Source organism: Nocardioides psychrotolerans, from assembly GCF_943371775.1.
Classification (GTDB): Bacteria; Actinomycetota; Actinomycetes; order Propionibacteriales; family Nocardioidaceae; genus Nocardioides; species Nocardioides psychrotolerans_A.
In genome coordinates this window covers 20,698-47,240 of the sequence record NZ_CALRWD010000020.1, presented here as the reverse complement: position 1 = coordinate 47,240, position 26,543 = coordinate 20,698, and the positions used below count along the sequence as shown (strand labels likewise).

Sequence of the window (26,543 nt, the reverse complement as noted above, 5' to 3'; positions counted from 1 at the left end):
TGCCCTCCCGTGGTGAGCAGTGCGGGGTCTCGTGTGGTGGTGGCTGTCGACGGGACCTCCGGGTCCGGCAAGTCGAGCACCTGCCGCGGCGTCGCGACCCGTCTGGGCCTGCGCTACCTGGACACCGGTGCGCAGTTCCGCGCGATCACCTGGTGGATGCTGCGCGAGGGTGTCGACGTCCACGACGCGGAGGCCGTCGCCGCCCGCTGTGACGAGGCGCCGATCGTCTCCGGCACCGACCCGTCCGGTCCCACGATCGAGATCGACGGCGTGGACGTGGCCGTGGCGATCCGCAGCGACGAGGTCACCCGCCACGTCTCGCCCGTGAGCACCGTCCCCGCCGTGCGCGCGCGGCTGCTGGAGCTCCAGCGCGCCATCATCGAGGACGCGACCACCGACGGCGGCATCGTCGTCGAGGGCCGCGACATCGGCTCCGTCGTGTGGCCCCAGGCCGACGTCAAGCTCTACCTCACCGCCGACACCGAGGCGCGGGCCCTTCGTCGCGCCGCCGAGCAGGGTGGCTCCGACGTGGCCGCCACCGCACAGGTCCTCGCCGAGCGCGACCGCATCGACTCCGGGCGCGCCACCGCACCCCTCGTGCGCGCCGACGGTGCCGTCCACGTCGACACCACGCCGTACTCCCTCGAGGAGGTCATCGACCTCGTCGTCGGGCTGGTCCTCGAGGCCGGGTCATGAGCGTCCACGACACCCTGCCGCGCACGACCACGACGCCCCACCCGCCGACCTGGATGCTGCGGGGCCTGCGGCCGGTGTCGCGCTGGCTGCTCCGTCGCCGGTACGACGTGCGGGTGCACGGCAGCGAGCGGGTCCCCGCCACGGGGCCCGTGATCTTCGCGGCCAACCACGTCGGGGTGATCGACGGGCCGCTGCTGGCGATCTTCGCGCCGCGGCCGGTGCACGCGCTCACCAAGATCGAGATGTTCGCCGGACGCATGGGCGGCTTCCTGCGCCACTCCGGCCAGATCCCCCTCGACCGCTATGCCACGGACCCCCGCGCGGTGAAGCTCGCCCTGCGGGTGCTGCGCGACGGGGGAGCCGTCGGGATCTTCCCCGAGGGCCATCGTGGTGCGGGTGAGCTCGAGCGCTTCCACCGCGGTGCGGCCTACCTCGCCCTGGTCACCGGCGCGCCGATCGTCCCGGTCAGCATGATCGGCACCCGCGAGCCGGGCGGCCACACCGGCTCGATCCCGCCGCGCCGCGCCAGGCTCGAGCTGGTCTTCGCGGCGCCGTACTCCCTCGACCCGACCCCCTGGCCACGCCGACGCGACCACGTCGAGCAGGCCTCCCTCGAGCTGCGCGAGCGCATGCTCCATGATCTACGTGAGGCGCTGGCGGCCACCGGCCGCAGCCTCCCGGGCCCGCTCCCAGCCGGCGAGCAGCTGCCCGACCCCTCCGGTGGCGTGACAGGAACGACGACGTGAGCGAGACGCTGGAGCCCGACGAGACGACGACGGACGGGCCTGTGCCCGTCCTGGCGGTGGTGGGACGGCCCAACGTGGGCAAGTCGACGCTGGTCAACCGGATCATCGGCCGCCGCGAGGCGGTCGTGGAGGACGTGCCGGGCGTGACCCGCGACCGGGTCTCCTACGACGCCAACTGGAACGGTCGCGCCTTCACGGTCGTCGACACCGGCGGCTGGGACCCCGATGCCAAGGGTCTGGCGCTGAGCATCTCCGCCCAGGCCGAGATCGCGGTGACGCTGGCCGACGCCGTCCTCTTCGTCGTCGACGCCGGGGTCGGCATCACCGACCAGGACGAGGCGGTCGTCAAGATCCTGCGCAAGTCCGGCAAGCCGGTCGTGCTGGCGGCCAACAAGGTCGACGACCAGCGCACCGAGGCCGAGGCCTACGGGCTGTGGAACCTCGGGCTCGGCGAGCCCTACCCCGTCTCCGCCCTGCACGGCCGCGGCTCGGGCGACATGCTCGACGCCGTCCTCGCCGCGCTGCCCGAGCCCCCGCCCGAGCGCATCGGCGAGATGGGCGGCCCGCGACGCATCGCGATCGTCGGCAAGCCCAACGTGGGCAAGTCGTCGCTGCTCAACCGCCTGGCGGGGGAGAACCGTGTGGTCGTCGACAACGTCGCCGGCACCACCGTCGACCCCGTCGACGAGCTGATCGAGCTGGGCGGCCAGACCTGGCGCTTCATCGACACCGCCGGCATCCGCAAGCGGGTCAAGGAAGCGTCGGGGCACGAGTACTACGCCTCCCTGCGCACGACGACCGCCATCGACCGCGCCGAGCTCGCGGTCCTCGTCGTCGACGGTGGGCAGTCGCTCTCGGAGCAGGACATCCGGATCATCCAGACCATCCGTGACGCCGGCCGCGCGCTGGTCATCGCCTTCAACAAGTGGGACCTCGTCGACGAGGAGCGTCGCTACTACCTCGAGCGCGAGATCGAGCGCGACCTCGTGCAGGTGCAGTGGGCGCCGCGGATCAACATCACCGCGCGCACCGGCTGGCACGTCGACCGGCTCGTCCCCGCGATCGAGAAGGCGCTGGCCGGCTGGGAGACCCGCATCTCCACCGGCACGCTCAACGCGTTCCTCGGTCGCCTGGTCGCGGAGCACCCGCACCCGGTGCGCAGCGGCAAGCAGCCCAAGATCCTCTTCGGCACGCAGGCGACAACGGCGCCTCCGACGTTCATCCTGTTCACGAGCGGCAAGCTGGACGCGGGTTACGAGCGCTACATCGAGCGGCGGCTGCGCGAGGAGTTCGGCTTCGCCGGCACGCCGATCATCCTGCAGCAGCGACCCCGCGAGAAGCGCAAGCGGTAGTCCACGACAGGAGAGCGTCATGAGGGTCCGGATCACCACGGTCGTGGGGGTGCTCGCGCTCGTGGCGCTCGTCCCGTCAGCGGCAGCAGCGCCGGCCGCAGCACCGGTCGCGTCGACGGCGTGCTCGGTCCTCCCCGCCGACAACTGGTGGCACGCGGACGTCTCGTCGCTGCCCGTGCACGCCAGGAGCGCCCAGTGGCTGTCCCACATGTCCACCGGGTCCGACCTGCATCCTGACTTCGGTCCGTCCTTCGGCGACGGCCCCGACTACGGCATCCCGGTCACCGTGGTCGGCTCGAGCCACGCCAAGGTGCCCGTGCGGTTCACCTACGCCGACGAGTCCGACCGGGTGCGCTACCCGCTCGGCCCGGACACCCGCATCGAGGGCGGGCGGTCCTCCGACGGCGACCGGCACGCGATCGTCGTCGACCGGGGCCGCTGCCGGCTCTACGAGACCTACGAGACCCGGCTGCGCGACGGGCGCTGGCGGGCCGGCTCCGGGGCCGTGTGGTCGCTGCGCAGCAACGCCCTGCGGCCCGACGGGTGGACGTCGGCCGATGCGGCGGGCCTGCCGATCCTCCCGGGTCTGCTGCGGTGGAACGAGGTCCGCGACGACGAGATCGACCACGCGATCCGCTTCACGACCGACGTCACCGGCAAGCACCACCTGTGGCCGGCCCGCCACGACGCCGGGTCCCGCTCGAGCCTGGCCTACCCGCCCATGGGCGCCCGGTTCCGGCTGCGTGCGGGCTGGTCGGCGGCCGGGCTGTCGTCGTACGCCCAGCGGGTGGTGCGGGCCATGAAGACCTATGGCCTGGTGCTCGCCGACAACGGCTCGCCGTGGTTCTTCCAGGGCGAGCAGCACGCTGCCTGGCCCGAGCGGCTGATCGAGGACCTGAAGACGATCCCGGCCTCGGCCTTCGTGGCCGTAGACACCTCCTCGCTGCAGGTCTCGCCCGACTCCGGCGCCGTCCGGACCGGCGGCTGACCGGATCTCCGGCGTGAGCGTCGACTAGCAGACGTCGTTGGGTGAGCCCGATTCCCGGGTGCGCGCCGCCCTGTTGTAGGGTTCACGCGCTTGGGAAAAGGCCGGTCTGACCGGCCTCGACCAGGCGTTCGGGCTGTGGCGCAGCTTGGTAGCGCACTTGACTGGGGGTCAAGGGGTCGCAGGTTCAAATCCTGTCAGCCCGACCGAAGAGGACCGGCTCTGACCTGCATCACTTCAGGTCAGGGCCGGTTCTGTCGTCCAGGGGGGGAGGGTCCGTCAGGCGGGCCGTCGCAGGTCCCGCACGGGCGGCTTCTCGTCGTAGCCGGCGGCACGGTAGGTTGCCACGGCACCCAGGTTGCTGCTCGGGGTGCTCACGAACGCGTGCGAGGCCCCCATCTCCTGCAGGGCCGCGGCGGCCGCGAGGCAGATGGCGCGACCGTGACCGCGGCCGCGGTGGTCACGACGGACGCCCATGGGCTCGAGCTCGCCGGGTCCTCCAGACCGGCCCGCCCACACGGTGACCATGGCGACCGCGTCGCCCTGGTCGTCGTAGCCCACCAGCGACCGGGCTCGTGCGTAGGCGGGGCCCTGCGTCAGGGCACGCCACCGCTCCTCGGTGAAGGTGCTGGGGGCGAACGCCGAGCGGTGGACGGCGAGGCGGTCCTCCAGCCGACCCGGGTCGACGTCCTCGGTGCGGAGGCGGGGCGAGGGCACCTCCTGCGACAGGTTGCGCACCAGCGGGGTCCACGGCTCGTCGTGCTCCCAGCCGTCCGCCAGCAGCAGGTCGTGCAGCGGGCCCTCGAAGCGCGCCTCGAGGGCGACGTCGCCGGGTGGAAGGACGCCTCTGTCGGCAGCGGCGAGGTCTGCCGCCAGGTGGCGCACGAAGTCCTCGTCGTGACGGAGGCCCGGTGCCACCGTGAGGCGCAGGAGGTCCGGCTCGTCGAGGAGGCCGACCGCGGCGAGGCGGTCGTCGACGCGCCATACGCGCAGGGCGGCGGCGAGAGCAGGCGCTCCGAGCTGGTGGTTCCACCCCAGGTCGCCCACGTGCAGCGTGGCCAGGTCCGGGTCGTGGGCCCAGGCACGCATCTCCTCGATGATCGCGGCCAACGACTCCACGCACGGGGTGACCGACATGTCCCCAGGTCTACCGGCGGGCGCGGTGCGGCAGCAACCGAGTATCGAGGCGCCGAGACGCCGAGCCGCCGAGACGTCCGGGCCGGTTGCGCCGCCATTTCGTCCGCAACCCGCTCTACGGTCGGAGACATGACGACACGTGAGACGACCGATCCACTGCCCGACCACGCGACCGGCAGGCCTCGGGTCGCCCGAGGCCCGGTGCGCCGTGGCTGAGTTCGGCGAGGAGGACCTCAGCGGCTCGACCTTCGACTGGACCGACCTGAGCGGATCGACGTTCCGCGCGGCGTCGCTCAGCAACGTGACGATCCGCGGCACCGACCTGCACCACGTGCGGATGAGTGGCGTCGAGCTCTGGGACGTCGACATCACCGGCGAGATCCAGGGCCTGCGGATCAACGGCGTCGACGTGACGGACTACGTCGAGCAGGAGGTGCTGCGCCGCGAGCCCGAGCTGGCCAGGATGCGTCCCGACGACCCCGCGGGCTTCCGCGAGGCCTGGGACCTGGTCGAGCGGCGCTGGGACGGCACCGTCGAGCGGGCCCGGGGGCTCGATCCGGAGCTCCTGCACGAGCAGGTCGACGGGGAGTGGTCGTTCGTCGAGACGCTGCGGCACCTCTCCTTCGCGACCGCCGCGTGGGTCAGCCGTGCGATCGAGGGCGACCCCGCCCCGTGGCACCCGCTCGACCTGCCGTGGGACGAGGCACCCGAAGGTCGTGGGTTCCCCCGCGACCGCTCGGTCAGGCCGTCGCTCGACGAGGTCCTCGAGATCCGTCGCGCCCGCCAGGCCGACGTACGTCGCGTGGTCGAGAGCCTCACCGAGGAGATGCTCGCCACCGAGCACACCCCGCCCGACGACGAGAGCTGGCCGCCGGCGCGACCGTTCTCGGTCAAGGACTGCCTCTCGATCGTGCTCAACGAGGAGTGGTGGCACCGGACCTATGCCGAGCGTGACCTGGCCGTGCTCGAGACGCGCTCGACGTAGCCCGGGGCCGAGTCCGGGGTGCCGGGGCGCTCCGGGGAGGATGGGACGACCAGCCCGGCACCCACGTGAGGACCTGTCATGACGCTCCGCCCCCTGACCCTCTCCGCCGCCGCCCTGACGGCGGTCCTCGCCCTCGGCGCGTGCTCCGGTGCGGCCGACGAGGACGCAGCCCCGGTGGACGCGCCGTCCACCCAGGCGACCGAGACGCCGAGCGCCAGCCCGTCGGCCCCTGCCGCGACCGACCAGCCGACGGAGGCACCGACCAGCGAGGCACCGGTCGAGGCCGACCTCGCGATCGTCATTGCGGGGGACGAGGTCTCGCCCAACGCCGTCGAGATCTCGGTGGGTCGCGGCGAGCCCGTCCTGATCTCCTTCGACACCGACCGGGGCGGGGAGCTGCACGTCCACTCCAAGCCCGAGCAGTACGTCGAGTTCGAGGCGGGCACGTCGCAGCAGGAGCTGGTCATCGAGGTGCCCGGCCAGGTCGAGGTCGAGGACCACGACACCGGCGACGTGGTCGCGGTCATCTCGGTCACCTAGGCACCGCCACGGCCGTCGTCGGCCCGCGTGATCGGGACGTAGGGCCCTGCTCGCGCGGCCCGGACGGTGCTCTGCTGGGAGGAGTCGGAGGATCGACTCCGGCACCCAGCCGAGGAAGTGATGACGTGGACATCCAGATCAACACCGACAGGCACGTCGCCGTCGACGACCAGCTCCGGGACCGTGTCCGGGAAGAGCTGGACAGCGTGCTCGCGCACTTCGAGCACACGGTGACCCGGGTCGAGGTCCACTTCCGTGACGACAGTGCAGCGCGGGCCGTCGGCCCCCACATCAGGTGCCTGCTCGAGGCGCGGCCATCGGGCCGGGAGCCCGTGACGGTCGAGGCCTTCGCCGCGACCGCGACCCAGGCCCTGGTGGGCGCCGGTGCCAAGCTGGAGTCCCGCCTGCAGCACGTCTTCGACCGCGTGGGCGCCACCCGGCTGCGGGCGACGATCCGAGGCCGCTAGCGCGCCGGAGTGCCCTGGCAGGCGGATGTCCGTGAGCGGCTGCTCACCGACCTGCCGGCGACGCCCCGCCCCCGGGGACGTCCGAGGTCCGCTCGCTCGCATACAGGCGGAACAAGAAGTACGCCGCGACGGCCCCCAGCAGGTGCCACGCCGCATGGCCCTGGAGCAGCGAGTCCGGGTCGCACCAGCCGTGCTGGGACAGGATCCAGATCGTGAACGCGAGGAGCATCGAGGCCAACGCGGCCGAGCCGAACCTCAGGTCCGCACGTGCTCGACCACGCCGCCACAGCCGGGTCTCCACTCCCACAGCGATCATCAGGAGGAGGCCGAACGCGGCGTTGCCGGCGAAGTGCACCACCGGGATCTCCCGGTCCCAGAGGCCGATCAGCTCGCACCCGGCAACGAGCAGCAGGAACAGCTGCCAGAAGAACACCGAGTCTCGCTGCCACCAGCGGGTCAAGGCGTAGGCCGCGGCGAAGCCCGCGACGAGATACATCGAGGTCACGTCCAGCAGACCGCCCAGCGACGACTGGGTCGCGTGCATGGCCGCGCTCGCCGGTCCGAGGAGGACCACGATGCATGCGAGTCCTGTCGCTAGCCCGGGGAACCGCGGCAGCGTGTCGCCCAGCAGCTCCGGACGACGAGCCCGCCACGCGATGGCCAGACCGGCGACGACGAACCCCAGGTTGGACAGGGCGTTCGCCGGCTGCTTAACCCACCCGGTGCGGGCGGCCTCGCAGAAGTTGGCACCACGGCCCGTGTCCGCGCCCAGCCATCCGAAGCGAACGCCCAGGACCAGCAGCCCGATCGACGCGGTCGACGTCGCGATCGCCGCCACCAAGGGACGGGGATCACGGTCGGCGGACACCTGGTGAACCTAGCGGCACGCGGAGTCGAGCGCGCGAGACTGCGGCGACGGGATCGACTCGCGCGGCAGCATGCTCGATCCTGCTGTGACGCGCGCCACTAGGCTGCGCGGATGAGCAACGTCGATCGTGAACGCCGGGCTGTCGAGCTGGTGATGGGCACGACCCAGTACTCCGAGACGCTCGACGCTCTCGTGGAGCGGACCGGTCGCACCGAGGCCGACCTGAGGGACGACTCGCAGACCGCGCTGGTCGAGATGTCGGCGTACGTCGACGAGTCGGCCTCGCGGGTGTGGGACCGGATGGGTCGCTGGTTGACGCGCTCCTACGAGGTCGACGTCGACACCAGCAGGCTGAAGGAGCTGGCCGAGCTAGGACGTCAGCACTCGTTGGTGTTCCTTCCCAACCACCGCTCCTACCTCGACCCGCTGGTCCTGCGGGCGGCCACGACCGGGCACGGCTTCCCCAGCAACTACACCCTCGGCGGCATCAACCTCGCGATGTGGCCGTTCTCGGAGCTCGGAAAGCGCAGCGGGTTGATCTTCATCCGCCGCTCGAGCCGCGACGACCCGGTCTACCCGGCCATGCTCCGTCTCTACCTGGGATTCCTGCTGCGTCAGCGTGCCAACCTCGAGTGGTATTTCGAAGGGGGGCGCACCCGCACCGGCAAGCTCCGCCCGCCGCGGATGGGGGTGCTGCGCTACTTGGTCGACGCCTTCCGCGCCAACGGCGACGACGCCGACGACGCCTATCTCGTGCCGGTCTCCATCGTCTACGACCAGCAGCACGAGGTCTCGGCCCTCTCGCGCGAGGAGAGCGGCGGGACCAAGGCGCCCGAGAGCCTGACCTGGCTCTACCGGTTCGCTCGCGCCCAGGGGCGGCGTCGCGGGCGCGTCCACGTGCGGTTCGGTCCTCCGCTGTCACTGCGCGAGGCCCTGGCCGATGCCGGCTCGCGCGCCGAGTCCGACGATCTCACCGCCGTGGTGCCCCGTGTCGCGTTCGAGGTGGCCCACCGCATCAACGCCGCGACCCCGATCACACCGTCGGCCCTGGTCACCTTCGGGTTGCTCGACAACGACGGTCGGGCGATGACCCTGGCCGAGACGCTCGGCGTCCTGGAACCGCTGGTCGCCTACGTACGTCGCCGCCAGCTGCCGCTCACCGCCGATGTCGATCTCGGGCGCCCCGAGGGCCTTCGCAGGGCCCTGGCAACCCTGGTGCGCGAGGGCGTGGTGGTCGAGTACGCCGGCGGGCTGGAGCCCGTCTACGCGATCGCGCCCGATCGACAGCACGAGGCGGCGTTCTATCGCAACACCGTCACCCACTACTTCATCGACCGCGCCATCCTCGAGGTGGCCCTCGTCCAGGCCGCCGCCGAGGACTCGGCCGCCGACGTCGACGTCGTCGCGGCCACCTGGACGCGCGCCCTGGCGCTGCGCGACCTGCTCAAGTACGAGTTCTTCTTCGCCACCAAGCGGGAGTTCGACACCCAAATGCGCTACGAGACCGACCTGGTGCGTCCCGGTTGGGCCGAGGAGAGGCCCACCACGAGCGAGATCACCCAGCTGCTCTCGGGCACCCAGCTGCTCCTCGCCCACCGGGTGATCGGTCCGTTCCTGGAGGCCTACTCCGTGGTGGCCGAACGCTTGGTCACCCGAGAGCCTGCTGCACCGCTGGACAGCGACGGACTGATCGCCGAGAGCCTCGGGGTCGCCCACCAGCGGTGGCTGCAGCAGGACCTCCACTCGCCGGAGTCGATCTCCAAGGACCTCATGGGTGGCGCGCTCAAGCTCGCCGGCAACCGCGACCTCCTCGGGCCCGGGGGCGACGAGCTGCGCCAGGCGCGCCAGCGCTTCGCCGATGAGCTGGTCGCGGCGGTCGACGCGATCGCCGTCGTCCGCTCCCTCGCGCTGGAGGAGTGATCCGTGGCTGACATCGACGTCCTTCTGGCCGCCGTCGCAGCGGGCCCGCAGGGCCCCGACGTCGGTGCCTTCTTCGACTTCGACGGCACCCTGATCCACGGCTACTCGGCGGCCCTCTACTTCCGACAGCGGTTGGCGAGCAGGGCGGTGAGCCCGCAGGAGCTCATCGGGACCATCGTCGAGGTCTTCAACATGCAGCAGCGCGGACACGATGTGACGCGCCTGGTCGGCGTCGGTCTCGGCGCCTTGACCGGCAGCGCCCTGACCGACCTGGAGGAGATGGGGCAGCAGCTCTTCCGGTCCCGGATCTCGGGCCGGCTCTACCCCGACGCCCGCCGTCTGGTCCGGGCCCACCTGCGCGCCGGCCACACGGTTGCCCTGGCCTCCTCGGCCACGAGGTTCCAGGCCCAGGCTGCCGCGCAGGATCTCGGGATCGAGCACCTGCTCGTCACCGAGGTCGAGGCTCTCGACGGCATCGTCACCGGACGCGTCGACGGGCCGATCCTCTGGGGACCCGGCAAGGCAGCGGCCGTGGAGGCCTTCGCCGAGACTCAAGGCCTGGACCTCGGGGAGTCCTACGCCTACGGCAACGGGGGAGAGGACGTCTTCTACCTCGAGACCGTGGGGCGACCCCGACCCCTCAACGCCGACAGCACCCTGACCCAGGCGGCGGCGGAGCGCGGCTGGCCGGTGCATCGGCTGCATCGCCAACGGCGTCTCACCGCTGCCAACGTGCTCCGCTCGGCTGCGTCCTTCGCTGGTCTGGCCACGGGGGTCGCCGCAGGGTTGGGGATGGGACTGCTCAACCGGGACCGACGTACGGCGCTCACGGTTGCCGCTGCGATCAGCTCCGAGCTCGCCCTGGGCGCAGCCGGTGTCTCACTGGAGGTCGAGGGTCAGGAGAACCTCTGGCTCTCGCGCCCCGCGGTCTTCGTCTTCAACCACCAGAGCCAGCTCGACGTCGTCGTCCTCGCCGCGCTCCTGCGTCGCGACTTCACCGGTGTGGCCAAGAAGGAGCTTGCCAAGGACCCCACCTTCGCCGCGATGGGCTGGCTCGCCGACGTCGCCTACGTCGACCGCACCGACCGGATCGCCGCCCGCGAAGCCCTCGCGCCGGCCCTCGAGAGCCTGGGGTCGGGCACCTCCCTGGTGATCGCCCCCGAGGGAACCCGCTCGCCCACGGCACGGCTGCTCCCCTTCAAGAAGGGGGCCTTCCACCTGGCCATGCAGGCGCAGGTGCCGATGGTGCCTGTGGTCCTGCGCAACGCCGGCGAGATCATGCCGGCCCACTCGATGATCCTCACGCCGGGAACCGTGCAGGTGCGGGTGCTCGCCCCTGTGCCGACCGCCGACTGGACCGCTGACAACCTCGACGAGCAGGTCGCCCTGGTCGAGCAGCTGTTCGCCGACACCCTGGACGATTGGGACCGACCACCAGCGTGACCCTGCGGTCGGAGGCTCCCTGAGACCTCGGGGTCGCCGGTGGTCACCGGTCTCGCCCGACCACGGCCGCGCCAGATCTCCACCGTGAGGTGTCAGGGTGTCCTCGTGAACCGCGTCTCGCTGTCGCGCCTGCCGGGCGAGCGCGTGCTGGTGGTCGAGGGCGACGAGGTTCACGAGGTGGCGACAGCCGACCTGGCGTCGTACGTCGGGGCGCGCGAGGCCGAGGGCACGCCCGGGCTGCGGTGGGTCTGGGACGACACGGCCCGGTGGGCGCCGATCCTCCTCGAGGCCGGCGTGCGCGTGCAGCGGTGCCACGACCTGCGGCTGGGCCACCACCTGCTGCGGTGCGCACCGGCGGCCGACGCGCGACTGCTGGAGGGCGAGCAGAGCGTGCACTGGGACCGGCTCGGGCCGAGCGCGCCGTCGGACCCGGCGCTCTTCTCGGTCGACGACACCGCCGAGCACCTGCGCGCCGACTGGGAGGACGCGCGTCAGCTGGCAGTCGTCGCCGCGTCCGCCGAGCCGGCCGCGCTCGGGCTGCTCCTGGCAGCCGAGTCGGCCGGTGCCCTGGTGGCGGCCGAGATGACCTTCGCCGGGGTGCCGTGGCGGACGGACGTCCACGAGCGGCTGCTCACCGACCTGCTGGGTCCGCGCCCGCCTCGTGGCGCGCGACCGCCGGTGCTGGAGGCGCTCGTGGCCGAGGTCCGGGAAGCCTTCGCCGCCCCGGGGCTCAACCCCGACTCGCGTCCGGAGCTGCTGTCGGCGCTGCGGCGAGCCGGGCTCGAGGTGGCCGACACCCGGGCGTCGTCGTTGCGGGCGCTCGAGCACCCGGGCATCCCGGTCCTGCTGCGCTACAAGCAGCTCTCCCACCTCTTCCAGACCAACGGGTGGGCCTGGAGCGACCGCTGGGTGCGCGACGGCCGCTTCCGTCCGTCGTACCAACCGGCGGGCTCGAGCACGGGCCGCTGGTCGAGCAACGGTGGGGGAGCGCTGTCGTTCCCCGTGCAGGTGCGGCCTGCGGCGGTGGCCGACGACGACTGGACCTTCGTCGTCGCCGACGTCGCGCAGCTGGAGCCGCGCGTGCTGGCCGGCATGAGTGGTGACCGTGCGTTGGCCAGGTCGGCCCGGGGTGCCGACCTCTACCAGGGGATGGTCGAGGACGGTGCGGTCGCGACCCGCACGCACGCCAAGCTCGGCCTGCTCGGCGCGATGTACGGCGCCACGAGCGGCGAGAGCGGTCGCTTGGTCGCGGGGCTGACCCGGCGCTATCCCGACGCCTTCGGACTCGTCGAGGAGGCGGCCCGCGCCGGCGAGCGCGGGCAGGTCGTGCGCACCCTGCTCGGCCGCGGCTCGCCGGGGCTCGGTGAGGCGTGGGACCGCGACCCGGACGATCCGCCGGCCGACCCGGACAGCCAGACCCGCTACCGGCGGGCCTTTGGGCGCTTCACCCGCAACTTCGTCGTGCAGGGCACCGGTGCGGAGTGGGCGCTCTGCTGGATCGCCGACCTGCGCAACCGGCTGTGGCTGCTGGGTGCGGACGGCTCGCTGACCGAGCGCCCGCACCTGGTCTTCTTCCTCCACGACGAGGTCGTCGTGCACACCCCGGTGGCGCTGGCCGAGGCCGTGGCCGAGCAGACCCGGCAGGCCGCCGAGACGGCCGGACGCCTGCTCTTCCGCGACCTGAGCATCGACTTCCCGCTCACGGTCTCGGTGGTGCCGTCCTACGCCGACGCCGGCAAGGCCGGCGCGACGGTCATCCCCGGTTGAGCGCGACGGCCGCGCGGGCCCGACCCGGCAGCCGCACTCACCCTCTGGACCGGTCAGACCAGCGTGCTCCAGTAGTCCCAGAAGCGGACCAGCGCGAGCACGACCACCAGCAGGTACCAGCCGAGCACGAGCAGGTAGCGCACCGACCAGAGCGCGTCGACGACCCGGCTCCGGGTGGTGGTCCGCAGCGCGACCAGCACCGACCAGACCGCGATCGGGATCGTCACCGACCAGACCACCAGGCACCAGGGACACAGGGCGCCGATGCGGTAGAGGCTCTGGAACGCGAGCCAGTGCACCAGCGCCAGCCCCAGGCTCGCCCCGCCAGCCAGGCCGACGAGGACCCACGAGGGGAGTCGGGCGCCGGAGGCCAGCAGCACGCCGACGGTGACGACGACGCTGAAGCCGACGAGTCCCAGCAGCGAGTTGGGGAAGCCGAACGCCGACGCCTGGTCGGTGACCATGACCGAGCCGCAGGACAGGACCGGGTTGAGGTCGCAGGACGGCTTGAACGTCGGGTCCTCCAGGAGGCGGATCTTGTCGACGGTGAGCGCGAACGCCGCGGCCAGGCCGATCGCGCCGAGCACGGCCAGCCCGAGGCCGAAGCCGCGCGTCGGCACGGCGTCCGCGCGCGGCTCTGCCTGATCCTCCTCGTGAAGCTCCGCGCCGAGGTCGGTCATGACAGGGCCGCGTCGACGGCCGCCTCGAGCTGCGCGGCCTCGACCGGCTCGCCGTTGACGAAGACGGACGGGGTGCCGGTGACGCCCTCGTCGAACACGGCCTGGGTGGTGTCCGCGGCCCAGTCGTCGTAGGGGCGGTCCGCGATGCAGGTCGACACGTCGCCGGCCCCGGCGTCCGTGGCGATCCGGGTGAGCTCGTCGTCGCTCAGCCCGGCGCCACCCTCCGGAGGCTGCTGGTCGTAGAGCGCCTCGTGCATCGTCATCCACGCGTCAGGACCGGCGTCCTCGAGCACGCACATCGAGGCGTTGAGCGCCCGGCTGGAGTAGTCGGTGGTCGACGCACGGTCGAGGAACGCGATCGGGCGGTACTCCACGGCGACGTCCTCGCTGTCGCGGTACTGCGCGAGCAGGTCACCGAACGCCGTCTCGAACTCGCGGCACGCCGGGCACTGGAAGTCCTCCACGGCCTGGATGGTCACGGTGGCGTCGTCGGCGCCGAAGCGGACCGAGCCGTCGCTGGTGAGGCCCGGGGGAGTCGCCCCAGGCTCGTCGGAGCCACGGTTGGCAAGGATCCCGACGGTGGTCGCGACCACCACGATGAAGGCCGTGGCGCCGATGCCGGCCTGGATGAGCAGGGTGCGGCGCTTGGCCCGCTTGTCCTGGTCGCGGACCAGCCGGGCGGCTGCGGCGCGTTGCTCGCTGCGGTCCTGTGCGCCGGAGCGGGGGACAGGTGGGAGGTGGGGCTGCTGCTTCTTGTTCTTGGACATGGAGGTTCCTTCGCGGACGTCCGGGTGCCGCGCGAGCGTCGGGATGGACGGGGCGCGGGCAAGGGGTGGGTGACGAGGTCAGGCCGCGAGGAGCGGTGGCCCGCGCCGGCTGCGCGGCGACGCGAGGTGGTCGGTCGTGCGGACCGGCAGCCGGTGCGCGGGGAGCGGGACGACCCTGGCGGGGAGGCCGACCGGGTGGTGGACGACCACCTCCGGCACGACTTGCCGGCCGGCCAGTGCCACCAGGGTCCACAGGGCACGCTCGCCGCGGGCGAGCCAGAGCCCGACGAGCACGGCGACGGCGAGGTGCGCGGCCATCATCGGCGCGTTGGCCTGGACATCGTCGAGGAGGTGCCCGACGGGCAGGACCGGTCTCGGCGCGTCCACACCGGCGACCGGCGCGTAGGCGTCCTGGAGCGAGCCCAGACGACGTCCGTCGACCATCGGCAGGGAACCGGTCGCGCCTGGGACCGTCGTGCCACGGCCGGTCCTGCCGAGGTCGGTCGTTGCTGCGCGCGCGACGTCACCGACGTGACCGGCGGTGGCACCCAGCAGGACGTGGAGCAGCGTCTGGCCGACGCTCACGACGGCCACGACACGGGCGGTCGAGGCCGGGCGGGTCAGCATCGGCACGCTCAGGAGGACCGAGACGGCGAAGAACGCGATCAGCACCGGCAGGCCCGGGAGCCGGCCGTCGGCTGTCACATGGCCTGCGACACCGAGGAAGAAGAACACCGAGGCGACCACGAGCGCGCGCGACCACAGCACGGCTGCATCGACCCGGGTCACCACGACGTCAAGGTCCCACAGCTTCCTGAAGGCGCTCTCAGGCGAATGCAGCAGTTCACCCCTTGACAGTCCGAGGTTCCCAAGGGGTCGGATACGTGTCACTGTGGGGTGTCACGTCGTGGGGGTGACCGTCCTCGAGGCCGGATCACCATCTCCTCGTGCGCGTGGGTCATCGTTCCCGTCTACGGAGACGGGAACGGTGGTGCCGCGAGGTCCCCACACCGGTCTGGGGCGGCCGAGGACGACCGGGCGAACGCTTAACTTTGCGATAGTTCAGGTATATCCTGAACTAGTGCCCCTCCTTCATCCCTTGATCGGCGACGTCGTCGGCTCCCGTGCGATCGCCGACCGGGCCGGTTTCCAGGTGCGGCTCGCCGAGGTGCTGGACGAGGTCTCCGCGTTGCTCTCCCCGGCGCAGGTGCTCGAGACGACCGTCGGTGACGAGTTCCAGGGTGCCTTCACCACCATCGCGGACGCAGCCCTGGCCGCGCTGCTGGTCCGACTGGCGCTGCTGCCCGACGCCGACGTGCGCTGCGGCCTCGGCCACGGCGAGGTGACGGTGCACGGCCAGGAGCGACGCCCCCTGCTCCAGGACGGTCCGGGCTGGTGGGCCGCGCGCGACGCCCTCGACGTGCTGGGCGCGCCGCGCCGCGCCGCGCAGCGGACCTGGTACGTCGGACCCGACGCCGGCCGTGTCAACGCCTTCCTGCTCACGCGCGACGCCCTGGTCGACCGGCTCGGTGACCGGGGCTGGCGACTGCTCGCGTCGGCCCTGGCCGGGGCCAGCCAGACCGAGATCGCGGCGGCCGAGGGGATCAGCAAGTCGGCGGTCAGCCAGCAGTTCGCCCGGGGTGTCGGTGCCGTGCGCGATGCTCATCGCAGCTTCGCCGCCGATCTCGAGGAGGACTCACGTGAGCCTGGTGCTGGTGGGCCTGTGGCTGGCCGCGATCGGGGTCGGTGACCTCCTGCGCGCCTCCCACGACGTCGTCACGCTGCGCCGGCTCGGTGGCTGCCTGGGTGCCGCGGCCGCCGTGCTGCTGCTGGGCCTGGTCCTGCTCGAGCCCGGCCTCGCCCGGGGGCTGCTGCTCCTCGTCCTGCTCGGCGTCCTCGTGGCCGCCTGGCTGGCTGCCTCCACCGCGGCTCTTGACCCGCGGCGCAGCGCTCGTGAGCGTGACCTGGCCCGGGCGGCGGCCTTCGCCGCGCTCGCCACCGGAGCGGTGGCGGCGACGCTCGGGGTCCAGCTCATCGACGACCCGCTGACCTGGCCCGGCTTCGTCGACCGCACGATCGCCTCCCGGTGGCCGGCCTCCGACCTCGTGGTCGCGCTCGGTGTCGTGGCCGCCCAGCTGGTGACGGCCAACATCGTGGTGCGGCTCCTGCTCGACGCCGTCGGGGTGCCGGCCACGACCAACGAGAAGCAGCTCAAGGGCGGTCGCGTGCTAGGCCCCATGGAGCGGATCTTCATCGTCGGCCTCGGTGCCCTGGGCGAGCTCACCGCCGCCGCGATCGTGGTCGCCGCCAAGGGGCTGCTCCGCTTCCCCGAGCTGCAACGCGCCCAGCAGCAGACGCTGCCGGCGGACGGGCCCAGCGACGTGACCGAATACTTCCTCATCGGCAGCTTCGCCAGCTGGCTGCTCGCCCTCGGCGGCGCCGCGCTGATCCACCTCGCCTGATCCCAGCCCCGGACCGCGAGGAGGACCGCCCTAGACTCGCCGACCGTGACCTGGAAGCGGCCGGTGCCCCTCATCGGCGACCGCACGACGGCAGCCGAGAGGGCTGCCGACGTCGCTGCCTGGGCGTTCCCCGACGAGGCGCGCGGGGCGTTCTACGAGGTGCTCGCCGCCCGTCGCGACATCCGTCGCTTCCGACCCGACGCGGTCGGCCCCGAGGTGCTGGAGCGGGTGCTGTCGGCGGCGCACGCCGCACCGTCGGTGGGCCACAGCCAGCCGTGGCGCTTCATCGTCGTCTCCCGCCCCGAGACCCGCGAGCGGGCCGCGCGGATGGCCGACGAGCACCGGCTGCGCCAGGCGCGGGGGCTGGACCCCGACGCCGCGCGACGCCTCCTCGACCTCCAGCTCGAGGGCATCCGGGAGGCGCCCCTGGGAGTCGTGGTGGCCTGCGACCGGCGCACGCCCGCGGCCGGGGTGCTGGGCCGCGCCACCTTCCCCGACTCCGACCTCTGGTCCTGCGCGACCGCGATCCAGAACCTCTGGTTGGCAGCCCGCGCCGAGGGCCTCGGGGTCGGTTGGGTGACGCTCTTCGACCCGGTGGAGCTCGAGGACCTGCTCGGGCTGCCGGAGGGCGTCGTGACCCTCGGGTGGCTGTGCCTCGGCTGGCCCGACGAGCGGCCGCCCGCGCCCGGCCTGCAGCGCGCGGGCTGGTCGCACAAGCGGCCGCTGAGCGAGGTCGTGCTGGCCGAGCGCTGGAGCGAGGACGCCTCCGCACCGCCGGTCTCCCACCTCCGCGCCCCCGACCGGGGCGAGGTCGTGGGGGTGCGCGACGAGGCCGACGCGCTGCTCACCCCGCCGGGGTCGCTGGGGGTGCTGGACCGCTACGTCGACCGGGTCGAGGCCGTGCTGCGACACCGCGCCCCCGGTGGCGACCAGGACCACGACCCCACCGGTGCGCTGCTCCTGGCGGTCGGCCGCCACCCGGTCACCGCGCTCGGCGTCTCGGCCTTCGCCGACGACGTCACCGACGAGGTGCTGGCCGCCAGCCTGGCCGGGGAGTCGATCGGGGCCGCCACCGCGCGCTCGACCGGACTGGCCTTCCGGGCGGTCGACGCCGGCACCTCCACGGGCGACCTGGTGCACACCGACGCCCTCAGCCACGCCCGGGTCGAGGAGCTCCTCGAGCACGGGCGTCGCCTCGGTGCCGAGCTCGCCCGGGACCACACCGTGCTCGCGCTGGGTGAGGCCGGCATCGGCAACACCACGGTCGCGGCCGCCCTGACCGCGGCCCTGCTGGACCTGCCCGCGACCGAGGTCGTCGGGCTGGGCGCCGGCTCCGACTCCGCGATCCTCGACCGCAAGACCTGGGTCGTCGACCAGGCCCTCGCCCGCGCACGGGACCAGCACGCCGGCACCCGCCGCCTCGACGCCACCGCGGCGCTGGCCGCGCTCGGCGGCCCCGAGACCTGCCTCCTCGCCGGTGCGGTGCTCGGCGCAGCCGCCCACGGCGCCGTCACCGTCCTCGATGGGCTGGCCACGAGCGTCGCCGGCCTGGTCGCCGTCGAGCTCGAGCCCGGCGCCGCGGCCTACCTCGTCGCCGGCCAGCGCAGCCGGGAGCGCGCGCACGCGCCGGTGCTCGAGCACCTGGGGCTCGAGCCCCTGCTCGACCTCCGGCTGCGCGCGGGCGAGGGAGTGGGCGCCACCCTGGCGGCGGGCCTGCTGCTCACCGCGATCGACGTACGACGTCGCACGGGTCGCACCACCGCCCCCGCCGAGCGCTGAGCGCTGAGCGCCGAGCGCTGAGCGGGCCTCAGCTCGGGGTGCGCCCCACCCACCGCACCAGGTCGAGCGCGAAGTCGACGTACTGACGCGCGACGTGCTCGGCCGGCTCGGGTCCGTCGGCCCGGAACCACTGAGCCAGTGCGGTGCACATCGTCACGACCGCGCGGGCCGCCTCGTGCGGCTGCGTCGTCAGGAACAACCCGGCCTCCACGGCCGCGTCGACGTCGGCGTCGACGAGGTGCTGCACGTCGCGCCGCAGGCCGGTCAACCGCTCCCGCGCCTCGGGCTCCAGGCTGCGCATCTCCGAGGCACCCACGAGGCCCAGCTCGCGGCGGTGCGTGTGGTAGAGCGCGAGGCACTCCACGACCAGGGCGAAGCGCTCGACGGGATCGGAGCCCTCGCTGCGCGCCGCCTCGCACCGTGCCCCCAGGTCGGACATCGTCAGGTCGAGGAGGGCGACGAGCATCTCCTGCTTGCTGGCGTAGTAGTGGTAGAGACCGGGCACGGAGAGGTTGGCCCGCTCGGCGATCGTGCGCATCGGGGCGCCGTGGTAGCCCAGGTCGACGAACGACAGCAGCGCTCCGTCCAGGGCGGGGTCGAGGAGCAGCGGGGCGAAGGTCCGCCAGTGACGCGGCTCGCTGCTCGGCACCGGCAGGCTCGGGGCCTCAGCACCGGACCCGGCCGCCTGGCCGAAGAGCCGGTCGACGCTCACGTCGAGGACGGCGGCGAGGCGCTGCACCCGGTCGGTGGTGACCCCGGTCCGGCCGTTCTCGATGGCGCTCAGCGTGGCGGGGCTGACCTCGAGCAGGTCCGCGAGGTCGCGCAGGGTGAGTCCCCGCTCGGCGCGCACGTCTCGCAGCCCACGCCCCAGGGCGGCCCGGTGGGCGGCGGTGGGAGTCGAGGTCATGACGCCATCATCGCGGGTCAGGCGGTGATGGCGTCGCTCCCGTCGTCGGTCGTCGTGGCGCCGAGGAGTCGGTCGCGCCGCGCGACCAGCGCGGAGACGGAGTCGAGGAACCGTACGGTGCTGTCGCCGACCTGGAGGTCGTCGAAGTAGTGGTGCCGCATCGCCACCCGGGCGAGGTGGTGCTCGTCGTGGTCGAGCCGGGCGGCGACGAGCGCCGTGAGCGAGGCCAGGTCCTGCTCGTCGACGACGTCGGCGCAGCGGCTCACCGGCACGTCGCGGCGCAGCCGGTCGGCGTCGTGGTGCCGGTCGGTGATGAAGATCGGCTTGTCGGTGCGCAGGTAGAGCCAGTCGAGCCCCACGGACGACACGTCGGTGACCATGGCGTCGCAGTCGGGGATGATCGCCAGGATGTCGCCGACGGTGACCGCCACGTGCCCGGCGTCGGGATCGCGGTGCGCGGCATCACCCACCAGCGCGAGGATGTCGAGGTGCGCGGCCGCCACGGCGGGCGTGGTGCTGGTGACGACCTTGGGGTGGGGCTTGTAGACCAGCCGGACGTCGGGGACGTCGAGGATCGCGCGCACGAGGTCGACGCCGCGCGTGTCCAGGGAGGTGTAGTCGTTGTAGTCGGCGTCGCCCTCCCACGTGGGGGCGTAGAGGACCGTGCGCCGGGTGCTCGGCGCGAGCAGGGGCGACGGGCGGAGGTCGAGCTGGGGGCGCCCGATGCGGACCAGGCGGGTGGTGTCGAACTCCATGAGACCGGCCACGTGACGCTCGACGGCGGCCTTGCCGGCGACGAAGACGCGGTCGTAGGCCTTGGCGTTGTTGCTCGCCATGGACTGCTTGTCGCTCTCACCGTGGTTGATGTGCACGTGCAGGAGGCGGGCGTCGATGAGCGACTGGAAGTTGAGGATCGAGTTGTTGCAGTAGAGGACGACCTTGGCGTCGAGGCGCGCGTAGAGGTCGGTCAGCTCGGGGAACGACGGCGCCTCGAAGACGGGCAGCGTCGTGCGGGCCCGGATGACGGCCGCGGACCCTGGGTCGCGGACGACGATCCCGACCGGGTGGGCAGCGTGGAGCACCTCGAGGACGGGGAGCCACTGGACCAGCTGGTAGGTCCGCGTGGGGTCGTCGGCGAAGTAGGCGATGACCGAGACTTCGTGCACTTGAGAATTCTACGCCGGGAGCGTGAGTCGCCGCCTCGCCCGGGTGGGTGGGACCTGACGGCCCTCGTCGGTGGGCCCCTAGCCTGGCGTCGTGCCCCCTCGCTCCCCGCTGCCGCCGCGCCACGGGCTGAGCGCCGCCTGGGTGCGTACGCCGGACCGGGTGCGGCCCGGCGGGACCCCTGCGACCTGGTCGACGATGGGGGGTTGGCTGCGCGACAAGGTGGGCGGGCGCACCGACCTGGACGCGATGCTCGGCGACGGGCGCTTCGTCTACGACGACCTGCGGCCCGTGGCGGACGACGATCCCTACCAGCCCCACACCTTCGTCTGGTTCCACCGGGACCTGCGCGAGGAGGTGGTGGTGCCGGGGGAGATCCGGGTCGTGCACCGCGACGAGCGGATCCTGGTCGTCGACAAGCCCGCCTTCCTCTCCACGATCCCGCGCGGGCAGCACGTGCAGCAGAGCGTCGTGGTGCGGCTGCGTGACGAGCTCGGGCTGCCGGAGCTCTCGCCCCTCCACCGGCTCGACCGCATCACCTCCGGGCTGCTGCTCCTCGCGACCGAGAAGCGCTGGCGCGGGGCCTACCAGGTGATGTTCGAGCACGGGACGGTCCGCAAGACCTACCGCGCGCTCGCACCGTGGCGCGCCGACCTCGACCTGCCGCGCACCGTCCGCGACCACCTCCGCAAGCAGCGCGGAGTGTGGCAGGCCGAGGTGGTGCCGGGTGCTCCTGTCAACGCCGAGACCCTGGTCGAGGTCGAGTCGCGGGTCCCGGGGGACGGGCCCGGCGAGCAGGACCTGGCGGTCTACCGGCTCACGCCGCGCACCGGTCGCACCCACCAGCTGCGCCTGCACCTGCACGGTCTCGGGATCCCGATCGTGGGCGACCCGCTCTACCCCGTCGTGCGCGAGACCTCGATCGACGACTTCAGCCGGCCGCTGCAGCTGCTGGCCGCCGAGCTGTCCTTCACCGACCCCGTCGACGGGACCCCACGACACTTCGTCAGCGACCGACGGCTGCCCCTGGTGGCGGAGGGCGGCGCCGCTCACCCGAGCAGCGCGGCGACCTCGGGGGAGTCGTAGAACGGCGCCACCTGCTCGCGCAGCAGCCGCTCGAGGTCGCCGGACTCCTCGAGGGCCCCGACGACGCCCGGAGCGATCCGGACCAGGTCGGCGACCAGGTCGGCGCGCTCGAGGTCGAGCTCGGCGAGCAGCTCGGTGGGGGTGTAGCCGCCGAAGCGCTCGAAGAACGCCTCCACGACCGCATCGGAGAGCCGAGCGACCCGCTCGTGCGCCAGGGTGCTGATCGCCAGGTCGTGCACGGCGTCGACGACCCCCGACATCTCGTCGGTGCTCACGTGCTCGCCGAGACCGGACACCGGCTCCTGGGCGACCAGGTCCCACACCTGCAGCACGGCCTCGCGGGTGGTCGGGTCCTGGAGGGTCTCGATGATGATGCGGTTGAGACGTCGTACGGCGAAGGTCCCGCCCTTGCCGACCGTGTCACCGATGAGGCCCTCGAGCTGCTTGTCGGCGGCGCCGACCATCTTGCTGGCGGCGCTGGTGCCGAAGGACATCAGGGAGCCGAGGCCGGGCACCTTGTCGGCGACGGCCTTGTTGGCCTGCAGCACCTCGGCGACGACGCGTCCCATGAAGCGCGAGGCCGTCGTGCCGACCAGCGGGCTGGCGGTGAGCCGCTCGAGACCGCGCTCCAGCACCGGGCTCAGCGCGAGCAGCTCGTCGAGGAGCGCCTCGACCTGGTCGCGGTCGACGACGTCGCCGAGCGGGTAGGCCTGGTCGGGTCCGTCGTGGACCACCTGGACGGCGAGCTCGACGATGGCGCTGACCGCGGCGCTGCTCGGGACGCTCGCGAGCGAGCGCGTGACGATGTCCTTGACCGCCTCGAGGTCCACCAGGTCGGCCAGCTGGTGGGTGCCGGCGGCGTCGAGCAGGCTGTCGGCGATGGTCGCGACCGTCGGACCGAGGTCCTCGCCGGTGAGCCGGTCGAGGTGGAAGCGCACCTGGGCGTCGAGGAGCTGCTGTGCGAGGGTCGGTGTGGGCACGAGGGAGAACTTAGTGCCAGACTGCAGAACTAGATCGTGTTCTAGTTTGTGGAGGTTGGTCATGGGTGGACGGTTCGACGGCAAGCGGGTCCTCGTGACCGGGGCGTCGGGCGGTGTCGGCCGCGCGACGGTCGAGCTGCTGGCGGCGGAGGGGGCCGCGGTGGTCGGGCTCGACCTGGCGCCCAGCGACGAGTCGGGCGCGACGGTGCTGGCCTGCGACGTCAGCGACGAGTCGTCGGTGCGGGCCGCCGTCGCTGCGGCGGCCGAGCGGCTGGGCGGGCTCGACGTGGTGGTCAACGTCGCCGGCATCGACCAGTTCCGCCGGTTCGAGGACCTCGACGTCGCCACCTGGCAGCGCCACCTCGGCGTCAACCTCACCGGGCCCATGCTGGTCAGCCACGCAGCGCTCCCGCATCTGCGGGAGTCGCGGGGCAACATCGTCACCATCGCCTCGATCGCGGGGCTGCGGGCCCAGCCCTACCAGGCGGCCTACTGCGCCTCCAAGGGCGGCGTGGTCCTGCTGATGAAGTCGCTCGCGCTGGAGCTCGCCGCCGACGGCATCCGGGTCAACACGGTCTGCCCCGGCGGGGTCCAGACCGACCTGCCGACCAACGCCGCGGCTGAGCACCCCGACAGCGACCTCGACTGGGGGCTGCTGATGGAGACCGCCGGGGCGCGCTACGGCTTCATGCCGCCCAGCGACATCGCCGACGCGGTGGCCTACCTCGCCTCCGACGCCGCGGCCTCCGTCACCGGCGCCGTGCTGTCGGTCGACCGCGGCACCGCCTGCTGAGGCAGTGCCGGCGTGGTCCGGTGGGTGCGGCAGGCTGGACCCATGACCGCCGACGACGCACCGCTCGGGGAGCGCCTGGCCTCCTGGCTGGAGGACCTCGACCTCACCGGTCAGCTCGCCGCGGCCGGGCTGCCGACCTTCGAGCGCGACGAGGGTGGTCGCGCGCTGTGGACCGACCCGCTCACCGGGTCACCGCTCGCGGCCGACCAGCTCGAGGAGCTCGACCGGCTGCTGCACGAGCAGGGCGCCGAGCCCGAGCACGCCGTGCCGGTCGCCCTGGTGCTCATGGCGCGACAGGCCAGGCTGCGCGAGGAGCTGCTGGGCAGCGCGTGGTTCGGCTACGAGGAGCTCGCGCAGGTGCGCGGGGCATCGGTCAACGCGACCCGCTTCGCCGTGCACAAGGCCGGCACCGACCACCGGCTGCTGGTGCTCGCCACCGACCTCCGCACGGTCGTCCCCGCCTTCCAGCTCGACGAGTCGGGCGAGCCGCGGCCCGAGCTCGCACCCGTGCTGGGACCGCTGCTGGCGGCCGGCATGGACCCCTGGCGCGCCTGGGCCTGGCTGACGCAGCCCGCCGCGCTGCTCGGCGGCCTGGTGCCGGAGCAGGCTGCGCGCGACACCGACGACGCCGCCCTGGTGCAGCACGCGGCGGTGCGGCTGGCCGAGCGGGTGACCGCTCGGCCCTGAGCCGCCGGGCTCCTGGTGGCCGAGCCCGTGACGTCATCCGGGGGTGGAGTCGCCTCCACGCTTCGCATGACGTCCCGCGCTGGCAGCGTCAGACGACGACGGCGCCGGGCGGCAGCACCGGCGTACGACCGAGCTCGGAGCGCGCGATCGAGCGCAGGTGCACCTCGTCGGGGCCGTCGAAGAGCCGCATGGCGCGGTGCCAGGCATACATCGCGGCCAGCGGGGTGACGTCGGTGATGCCGGCGCCGCCATGCACCTGGATGGCGCGGTCGATGACGTTGGTGGCAGCGCGGGGGACGGCGACCTTGGCCATGGCGACGAGGTCCTTGGCGGCCTTGTTGCCCTCGGTGTCGATGACCTGGCAGGCGCGGTAGCACAGCAGCCGGGCCTGCTCGATCTCCAGACGGGACTCCGCGATCTGCTGGCGTACGACGCCCTGGTCGGCGAGCGGCGCCCCGAAGGCGATGCGCGACTCGGCCCGCTCGACCAGCAGCGCGAGCGCCCGCTCGGCCGCACCGAGGGCCCGCATGCAGTGGTGGATGCGACCCGGGCCGAGCCGGGCCTGGGCGGCCGCGAAGCCACCCCCCTCCTCGCCGATGACGTTCGTGACAGGGACCCGCACGTCCTCGAAGGTGACCAGCGCATGGCCGTGCTGGTCGTGGTGGCCGAAGACCGGCAGGTCGCGCACGACCGTCACACCGGGGGTGTCACGGGGCACGATCACCATCGACTGCTGGCGGTGCGTGGCGGCCTCGGGGTCGGTCTTGCCCATCACGATAAGGACCGAGCAGCGTGGGTCCATGGCGCCGCTGGTCCACCACTTGCGTCCGTTGATCACGTAGTCGTCGCCGTCGCGGACGATGCGCGTCGCGATGTTGGTCGCGTCGCTGCTGGCGACGTCGGGCTCGGTCATCGCGAAGGCGGAGCGGATCTCGCCGGCGAGCAGCGGCTCGAGCCAGGTGGCCTTCTGCTCGTCGGTGCCGAGCAGGTGCAGCAGCTCCATGTTGCCGGTGTCGGGAGCCTGGCAGTTGATCGCCTCGGGTCCCAGGTCGTTGCTCCAGCCGGAGAGCTCGGCGATCGGGGCGTACTCGAGCTGGGTGAGCCCGGACTCCGAGGGCAGGAAGAGGTTCCACAGGCCGAGCTCGCGCGCCTCCGCCTTGAGCCGCTCGATGACCGGCGGGACGTCGTGCCCGTGCGGACCGCTCGCGGCACGGTGGGCGGCGTACTCCGCCTCGGCGGGCAGCACCCGGTCACGCATGAAGCCCTCCATGGCCAGGCGCAGCTCCTGCGCACGGGCGGACGGGGCGGGGATGGTGTGGTCGCGCAGGTCGGTCACGGATCTCCTGAACTAGGGCCGAGCGATCACTCGGGCACCCCTGCACTATCCCTGCTGCCCCGGCGGCCCGCAAGGCGGGCGGCCCGGGCGTGCGCCGGTTCAGCCGAGCGCGGCGGTCAGCTCCAGGTTGATGTCGTCGGGGTCCTGGAAGGAGAGGATCGCCAGCCCCGCGTCCTCCATGACGTTGAGCTCGCCGTGCGGGATGCCGGCCTCGTCGAGGTTGGTCAGCGCCTGCTTCAGCGCCTCGAGGCCGTCGACTTGGAAGCTGACGTGGTCGAGACCGGTGCTGCTCGAGTCGAAGCTCTGCGAGCCGACGGGGCGCAGGCCGAAGAGGGTGCCCTGCGGGGTCTGGTAGATGACGCCGCCGTAGAACTGCTCGGGGGACTCGGTCACCCCGGGCTCGTCGACGTGCGCGGAGGCGTCGATCGCGGCGGGCCAGCCGAAGACGGTGTCGTAGAACGCCTTGGAGCGCTCGATGTCGGTCACGGTCAGGCGGACGTGGGCGTAGCCCTGGGATTCGATGAGTGCCATGCCGGTCCGGTACCCGCTCGGTGATGCGTCACTCAGGCGGTGAGACGTACGTCGCGCAGCAGCCACCGTCGTACGGTCTCGGCCAGCGCCCGCTCGGTGAGCTCGTCGAGCGGGACCACGAGGCGCGGGGGAGCGGCCCGGCCGGGCGTGACGAGCAGCGTGCCCTCGAGCCAGGCGCGGTGGGCGGTGACGCGCTCGCCGGGTCCGACGGTGTGGTCGTTGTGCGTCACCACCTGGACCTCGCGTCCGTCGCTGAGCACACCGGTGAGGGTGGTGTCGGTGGACGCCCACGTGTCGTGGGTGCGGAAGGAGACCGTCGTGCTGACGGTCAGGGGGTGGGGGTCCATGGTCCGCTCCTCGGCTCGACGTCGTCGTCATCGTGAGTGACGTGGATGTCGTGGCCTCCACGTCATGATGAACATCGGCGCACGAGGCCGGGAACTGAGGGATGTCAGCCCTGCGGTC

General features: G+C 72.8%; 27 protein-coding genes and 1 tRNA gene. 17 read left to right on the top strand and 11 right to left on the bottom strand.

What is annotated here, in order from left to right; all coding sequences use genetic code 11:
- The first annotated feature begins 39 nt into the window (after positions 1 to 39).
- The 5 genes from cmk (at position 40) to AAG827_RS08100 (ending at position 3,985) form a co-directional block, all read left to right on the top strand.
- Positions 40 to 696, top strand: a complete 657-nt coding sequence (cmk, locus tag AAG827_RS08120) for a (d)CMP kinase (RefSeq protein ID WP_341925396.1) — start codon at positions 40 to 42, stop codon at positions 694 to 696.
- Positions 693 to 1,442: a lysophospholipid acyltransferase family protein gene (locus AAG827_RS08115; protein WP_341925395.1), complete on the top strand. Its 750-nt coding sequence runs from the start codon at positions 693 to 695 to the stop codon at positions 1,440 to 1,442. Before cmk ends, AAG827_RS08115 begins: the two co-directional genes overlap by 4 nt.
- The gene (gene der / locus AAG827_RS08110) at positions 1,439 to 2,794 is read left to right on the top strand and encodes a ribosome biogenesis GTPase Der (RefSeq protein WP_309648151.1); all 1,356 of its coding nucleotides are present in this window, start codon (positions 1,439 to 1,441) and stop codon (positions 2,792 to 2,794) included. The genes AAG827_RS08115 and der overlap by 4 nt, the downstream gene beginning before the upstream one ends.
- A gap of 19 nt (positions 2,795 to 2,813) precedes the next feature.
- Positions 2,814 to 3,782, top strand: a complete 969-nt coding sequence (locus AAG827_RS08105; RefSeq protein ID WP_341925393.1) for a hypothetical protein — start codon at positions 2,814 to 2,816, stop codon at positions 3,780 to 3,782.
- A 129-nt stretch (positions 3,783 to 3,911) separates the two neighbouring features.
- Positions 3,912 to 3,985, top strand: a tRNA-Pro gene (locus AAG827_RS08100).
- Positions 3,986 to 4,058: 73 nt separating this feature from the next.
- Here the strand turns inward: AAG827_RS08100 and AAG827_RS08095 are convergent.
- Complete coding sequence (locus tag AAG827_RS08095; RefSeq protein ID WP_341925392.1) at positions 4,059 to 4,916, bottom strand: GNAT family N-acetyltransferase; 858 nt, start codon at positions 4,914 to 4,916, stop codon at positions 4,059 to 4,061.
- Positions 4,917 to 5,124: 208 nt separating this feature from the next.
- On the opposite strand from AAG827_RS08095, the gene AAG827_RS08090 reads away from it, so the two are divergent.
- From AAG827_RS08090 to AAG827_RS08080, 3 genes are all read left to right on the top strand, one after another.
- A complete protein-coding gene (locus tag AAG827_RS08090; protein WP_341925391.1) occupies positions 5,125 to 5,901 on the top strand; it encodes a DinB family protein in 777 nt (258 codons plus the stop codon).
- A gap of 78 nt (positions 5,902 to 5,979) precedes the next feature.
- Complete coding sequence (locus AAG827_RS08085; RefSeq protein ID WP_341925390.1) at positions 5,980 to 6,441, top strand: hypothetical protein; 462 nt, start codon at positions 5,980 to 5,982, stop codon at positions 6,439 to 6,441.
- 125 nt (positions 6,442 to 6,566) lie between these two features.
- Positions 6,567 to 6,908: an HPF/RaiA family ribosome-associated protein gene (locus AAG827_RS08080; protein WP_341925389.1), complete on the top strand. Its 342-nt coding sequence runs from the start codon at positions 6,567 to 6,569 to the stop codon at positions 6,906 to 6,908.
- Positions 6,909 to 6,951: 43 nt separating this feature from the next.
- On the opposite strand, the gene AAG827_RS08075 is transcribed toward AAG827_RS08080, so the two are convergent.
- Entirely contained in the window at positions 6,952 to 7,776 is an 825-nt protein-coding gene (locus AAG827_RS08075) for a ceramidase domain-containing protein (protein ID WP_341925388.1), read from the bottom strand.
- A 111-nt stretch (positions 7,777 to 7,887) separates the two neighbouring features.
- Between AAG827_RS08075 and AAG827_RS08070 the strand changes: the two genes are divergently transcribed.
- The 3 genes from AAG827_RS08070 (at position 7,888) to AAG827_RS08060 (ending at position 12,906) form a co-directional block, all read left to right on the top strand.
- Positions 7,888 to 9,696, top strand: coding sequence for a 1-acyl-sn-glycerol-3-phosphate acyltransferase (locus AAG827_RS08070; RefSeq protein WP_341925387.1), 1,809 nt, complete (start codon positions 7,888 to 7,890; stop codon positions 9,694 to 9,696).
- Between the two features lie 3 nt (positions 9,697 to 9,699).
- Positions 9,700 to 11,139 carry an HAD-IB family hydrolase gene (locus AAG827_RS08065; RefSeq protein WP_341925386.1) on the top strand — a complete coding sequence of 480 codons (1,440 nt, stop codon included), beginning with the start codon at positions 9,700 to 9,702 and terminating at the stop codon, positions 11,137 to 11,139.
- A gap of 105 nt (positions 11,140 to 11,244) precedes the next feature.
- On the top strand, positions 11,245 to 12,906 hold the full coding sequence (locus tag AAG827_RS08060; RefSeq protein WP_341925385.1) for a bifunctional 3'-5' exonuclease/DNA polymerase: 1,662 nt from the start codon (positions 11,245 to 11,247) through the stop codon (positions 12,904 to 12,906).
- A gap of 53 nt (positions 12,907 to 12,959) precedes the next feature.
- Here AAG827_RS08060 and AAG827_RS08055 read toward each other — a convergent pair whose 3' ends face one another.
- The 3 genes from AAG827_RS08055 to AAG827_RS08045 all read right to left on the bottom strand — a co-directional run bounded on the left by AAG827_RS08055 (position 12,960) and on the right by AAG827_RS08045 (position 15,145).
- The gene (locus tag AAG827_RS08055) at positions 12,960 to 13,586 is read right to left on the bottom strand and encodes a vitamin K epoxide reductase family protein (protein WP_341925384.1); all 627 of its coding nucleotides are present in this window, start codon (positions 13,584 to 13,586) and stop codon (positions 12,960 to 12,962) included.
- Complete coding sequence (locus tag AAG827_RS08050) at positions 13,583 to 14,353, bottom strand: DsbA family protein (protein WP_341925383.1); 771 nt, start codon at positions 14,351 to 14,353, stop codon at positions 13,583 to 13,585. Before AAG827_RS08050 ends, AAG827_RS08055 begins: the two co-directional genes overlap by 4 nt.
- 78 nt (positions 14,354 to 14,431) lie before the next feature.
- Positions 14,432 to 15,145: a hypothetical protein gene (locus tag AAG827_RS08045; protein WP_341925382.1), complete on the bottom strand. Its 714-nt coding sequence runs from the start codon at positions 15,143 to 15,145 to the stop codon at positions 14,432 to 14,434.
- Between the two features lie 289 nt (positions 15,146 to 15,434).
- Here AAG827_RS08045 and AAG827_RS08040 point away from each other — a divergent pair, with 289 nt between their 5' ends.
- The 3 genes from AAG827_RS08040 to bluB are packed head-to-tail and all read left to right on the top strand — an operon-like array spanning position 15,435 to position 18,594.
- Complete coding sequence (locus AAG827_RS08040) at positions 15,435 to 16,103, top strand: SatD family protein (RefSeq protein ID WP_341925381.1); 669 nt, start codon at positions 15,435 to 15,437, stop codon at positions 16,101 to 16,103.
- Positions 16,054 to 16,815, top strand: a complete 762-nt coding sequence (locus AAG827_RS08035; RefSeq protein ID WP_341925380.1) for a hypothetical protein — start codon at positions 16,054 to 16,056, stop codon at positions 16,813 to 16,815. The genes AAG827_RS08040 and AAG827_RS08035 overlap by 50 nt, the downstream gene beginning before the upstream one ends.
- Before the next feature lie 45 nt (positions 16,816 to 16,860).
- A complete protein-coding gene (bluB, locus tag AAG827_RS08030; protein WP_341925379.1) occupies positions 16,861 to 18,594 on the top strand; it encodes a 5,6-dimethylbenzimidazole synthase in 1,734 nt (577 codons plus the stop codon).
- Between the two features lie 28 nt (positions 18,595 to 18,622).
- On the opposite strand, the gene AAG827_RS08025 is transcribed toward bluB, so the two are convergent.
- On the bottom strand, positions 18,623 to 19,501 hold the full coding sequence (locus AAG827_RS08025; RefSeq protein WP_341925378.1) for a helix-turn-helix domain-containing protein: 879 nt from the start codon (positions 19,499 to 19,501) through the stop codon (positions 18,623 to 18,625).
- Between the two features lie 17 nt (positions 19,502 to 19,518).
- Positions 19,519 to 20,667: a CDP-glycerol glycerophosphotransferase family protein gene (locus AAG827_RS08020; protein WP_341925377.1), complete on the bottom strand. Its 1,149-nt coding sequence runs from the start codon at positions 20,665 to 20,667 to the stop codon at positions 19,519 to 19,521.
- 196 nt (positions 20,668 to 20,863) lie between these two features.
- On the opposite strand from AAG827_RS08020, the gene AAG827_RS08015 reads away from it, so the two are divergent.
- The gene (locus AAG827_RS08015; RefSeq protein WP_341925412.1) at positions 20,864 to 21,751 is read left to right on the top strand and encodes a pseudouridine synthase; all 888 of its coding nucleotides are present in this window, start codon (positions 20,864 to 20,866) and stop codon (positions 21,749 to 21,751) included.
- On the opposite strand, the gene AAG827_RS08010 is transcribed toward AAG827_RS08015, so the two are convergent.
- Positions 21,715 to 22,731 carry a hypothetical protein gene (locus tag AAG827_RS08010; protein ID WP_341925376.1) on the bottom strand — a complete coding sequence of 339 codons (1,017 nt, stop codon included), beginning with the start codon at positions 22,729 to 22,731 and terminating at the stop codon, positions 21,715 to 21,717. The genes AAG827_RS08015 and AAG827_RS08010 overlap by 37 nt on opposite strands.
- A gap of 61 nt (positions 22,732 to 22,792) precedes the next feature.
- Between AAG827_RS08010 and AAG827_RS08005 the strand changes: the two genes are divergently transcribed.
- Positions 22,793 to 23,524: an SDR family NAD(P)-dependent oxidoreductase gene (locus tag AAG827_RS08005; RefSeq protein WP_341925375.1), complete on the top strand. Its 732-nt coding sequence runs from the start codon at positions 22,793 to 22,795 to the stop codon at positions 23,522 to 23,524.
- 42 nt (positions 23,525 to 23,566) lie between these two features.
- Positions 23,567 to 24,211, top strand: a complete 645-nt coding sequence (locus tag AAG827_RS08000; protein WP_341925374.1) for a hypothetical protein — start codon at positions 23,567 to 23,569, stop codon at positions 24,209 to 24,211.
- Positions 24,212 to 24,299: 88 nt separating this feature from the next.
- Here the strand turns inward: AAG827_RS08000 and AAG827_RS07995 are convergent, their stop codons facing one another.
- From AAG827_RS07995 to AAG827_RS07985, 3 genes are all read right to left on the bottom strand, one after another.
- Positions 24,300 to 25,547: an acyl-CoA dehydrogenase family protein gene (locus AAG827_RS07995; protein WP_341925373.1), complete on the bottom strand. Its 1,248-nt coding sequence runs from the start codon at positions 25,545 to 25,547 to the stop codon at positions 24,300 to 24,302.
- A gap of 99 nt (positions 25,548 to 25,646) precedes the next feature.
- Positions 25,647 to 26,078 carry a VOC family protein gene (locus tag AAG827_RS07990; protein ID WP_341925371.1) on the bottom strand — a complete coding sequence of 144 codons (432 nt, stop codon included), beginning with the start codon at positions 26,076 to 26,078 and terminating at the stop codon, positions 25,647 to 25,649.
- Between the two features lie 32 nt (positions 26,079 to 26,110).
- Positions 26,111 to 26,425: a hypothetical protein gene (locus AAG827_RS07985; RefSeq protein WP_341925370.1), complete on the bottom strand. Its 315-nt coding sequence runs from the start codon at positions 26,423 to 26,425 to the stop codon at positions 26,111 to 26,113.
- Positions 26,426 to 26,543: the final 118 nt, after the last annotated feature.

Excerpts from the sequence above, each read along its gene's own strand:
- AAG827_RS08115 (WP_341925395.1), top strand. The coding sequence starts at position 693 with ATGAGCGTCCACGACACCCTGCCGCGCACGACCACGACGCCCCACCCG.
- AAG827_RS08105 (WP_341925393.1), top strand. The coding sequence starts at position 2,814 with ATGAGGGTCCGGATCACCACGGTCGTGGGGGTGCTCGCGCTCGTGGCG.
- AAG827_RS08095 (WP_341925392.1), bottom strand. The coding sequence starts at position 4,916 with ATGTCGGTCACCCCGTGCGTGGAGTCGTTGGCCGCGATCATCGAGGAG.
- AAG827_RS08085 (WP_341925390.1), top strand. The coding sequence starts at position 5,980 with ATGACGCTCCGCCCCCTGACCCTCTCCGCCGCCGCCCTGACGGCGGTC.
- AAG827_RS08070 (WP_341925387.1), top strand. The coding sequence starts at position 7,888 with ATGAGCAACGTCGATCGTGAACGCCGGGCTGTCGAGCTGGTGATGGGC.
- AAG827_RS08055 (WP_341925384.1), bottom strand. The coding sequence starts at position 13,586 with ATGACCGACCTCGGCGCGGAGCTTCACGAGGAGGATCAGGCAGAGCCG.
- AAG827_RS08050 (WP_341925383.1), bottom strand. The coding sequence starts at position 14,353 with ATGTCCAAGAACAAGAAGCAGCAGCCCCACCTCCCACCTGTCCCCCGC.
- AAG827_RS08025 (WP_341925378.1), bottom strand. The coding sequence starts at position 19,501 with ATGACCTCGACTCCCACCGCCGCCCACCGGGCCGCCCTGGGGCGTGGG.
- AAG827_RS08015 (WP_341925412.1), top strand. The coding sequence starts at position 20,864 with ATGGGGGGTTGGCTGCGCGACAAGGTGGGCGGGCGCACCGACCTGGAC.
- AAG827_RS08005 (WP_341925375.1), top strand. The coding sequence starts at position 22,793 with ATGGGTGGACGGTTCGACGGCAAGCGGGTCCTCGTGACCGGGGCGTCG.
- AAG827_RS08000 (WP_341925374.1), top strand. The coding sequence starts at position 23,567 with ATGACCGCCGACGACGCACCGCTCGGGGAGCGCCTGGCCTCCTGGCTG.
- AAG827_RS07990 (WP_341925371.1), bottom strand. The coding sequence starts at position 26,078 with ATGGCACTCATCGAATCCCAGGGCTACGCCCACGTCCGCCTGACCGTG.
- AAG827_RS07985 (WP_341925370.1), bottom strand. The coding sequence starts at position 26,425 with ATGGACCCCCACCCCCTGACCGTCAGCACGACGGTCTCCTTCCGCACC.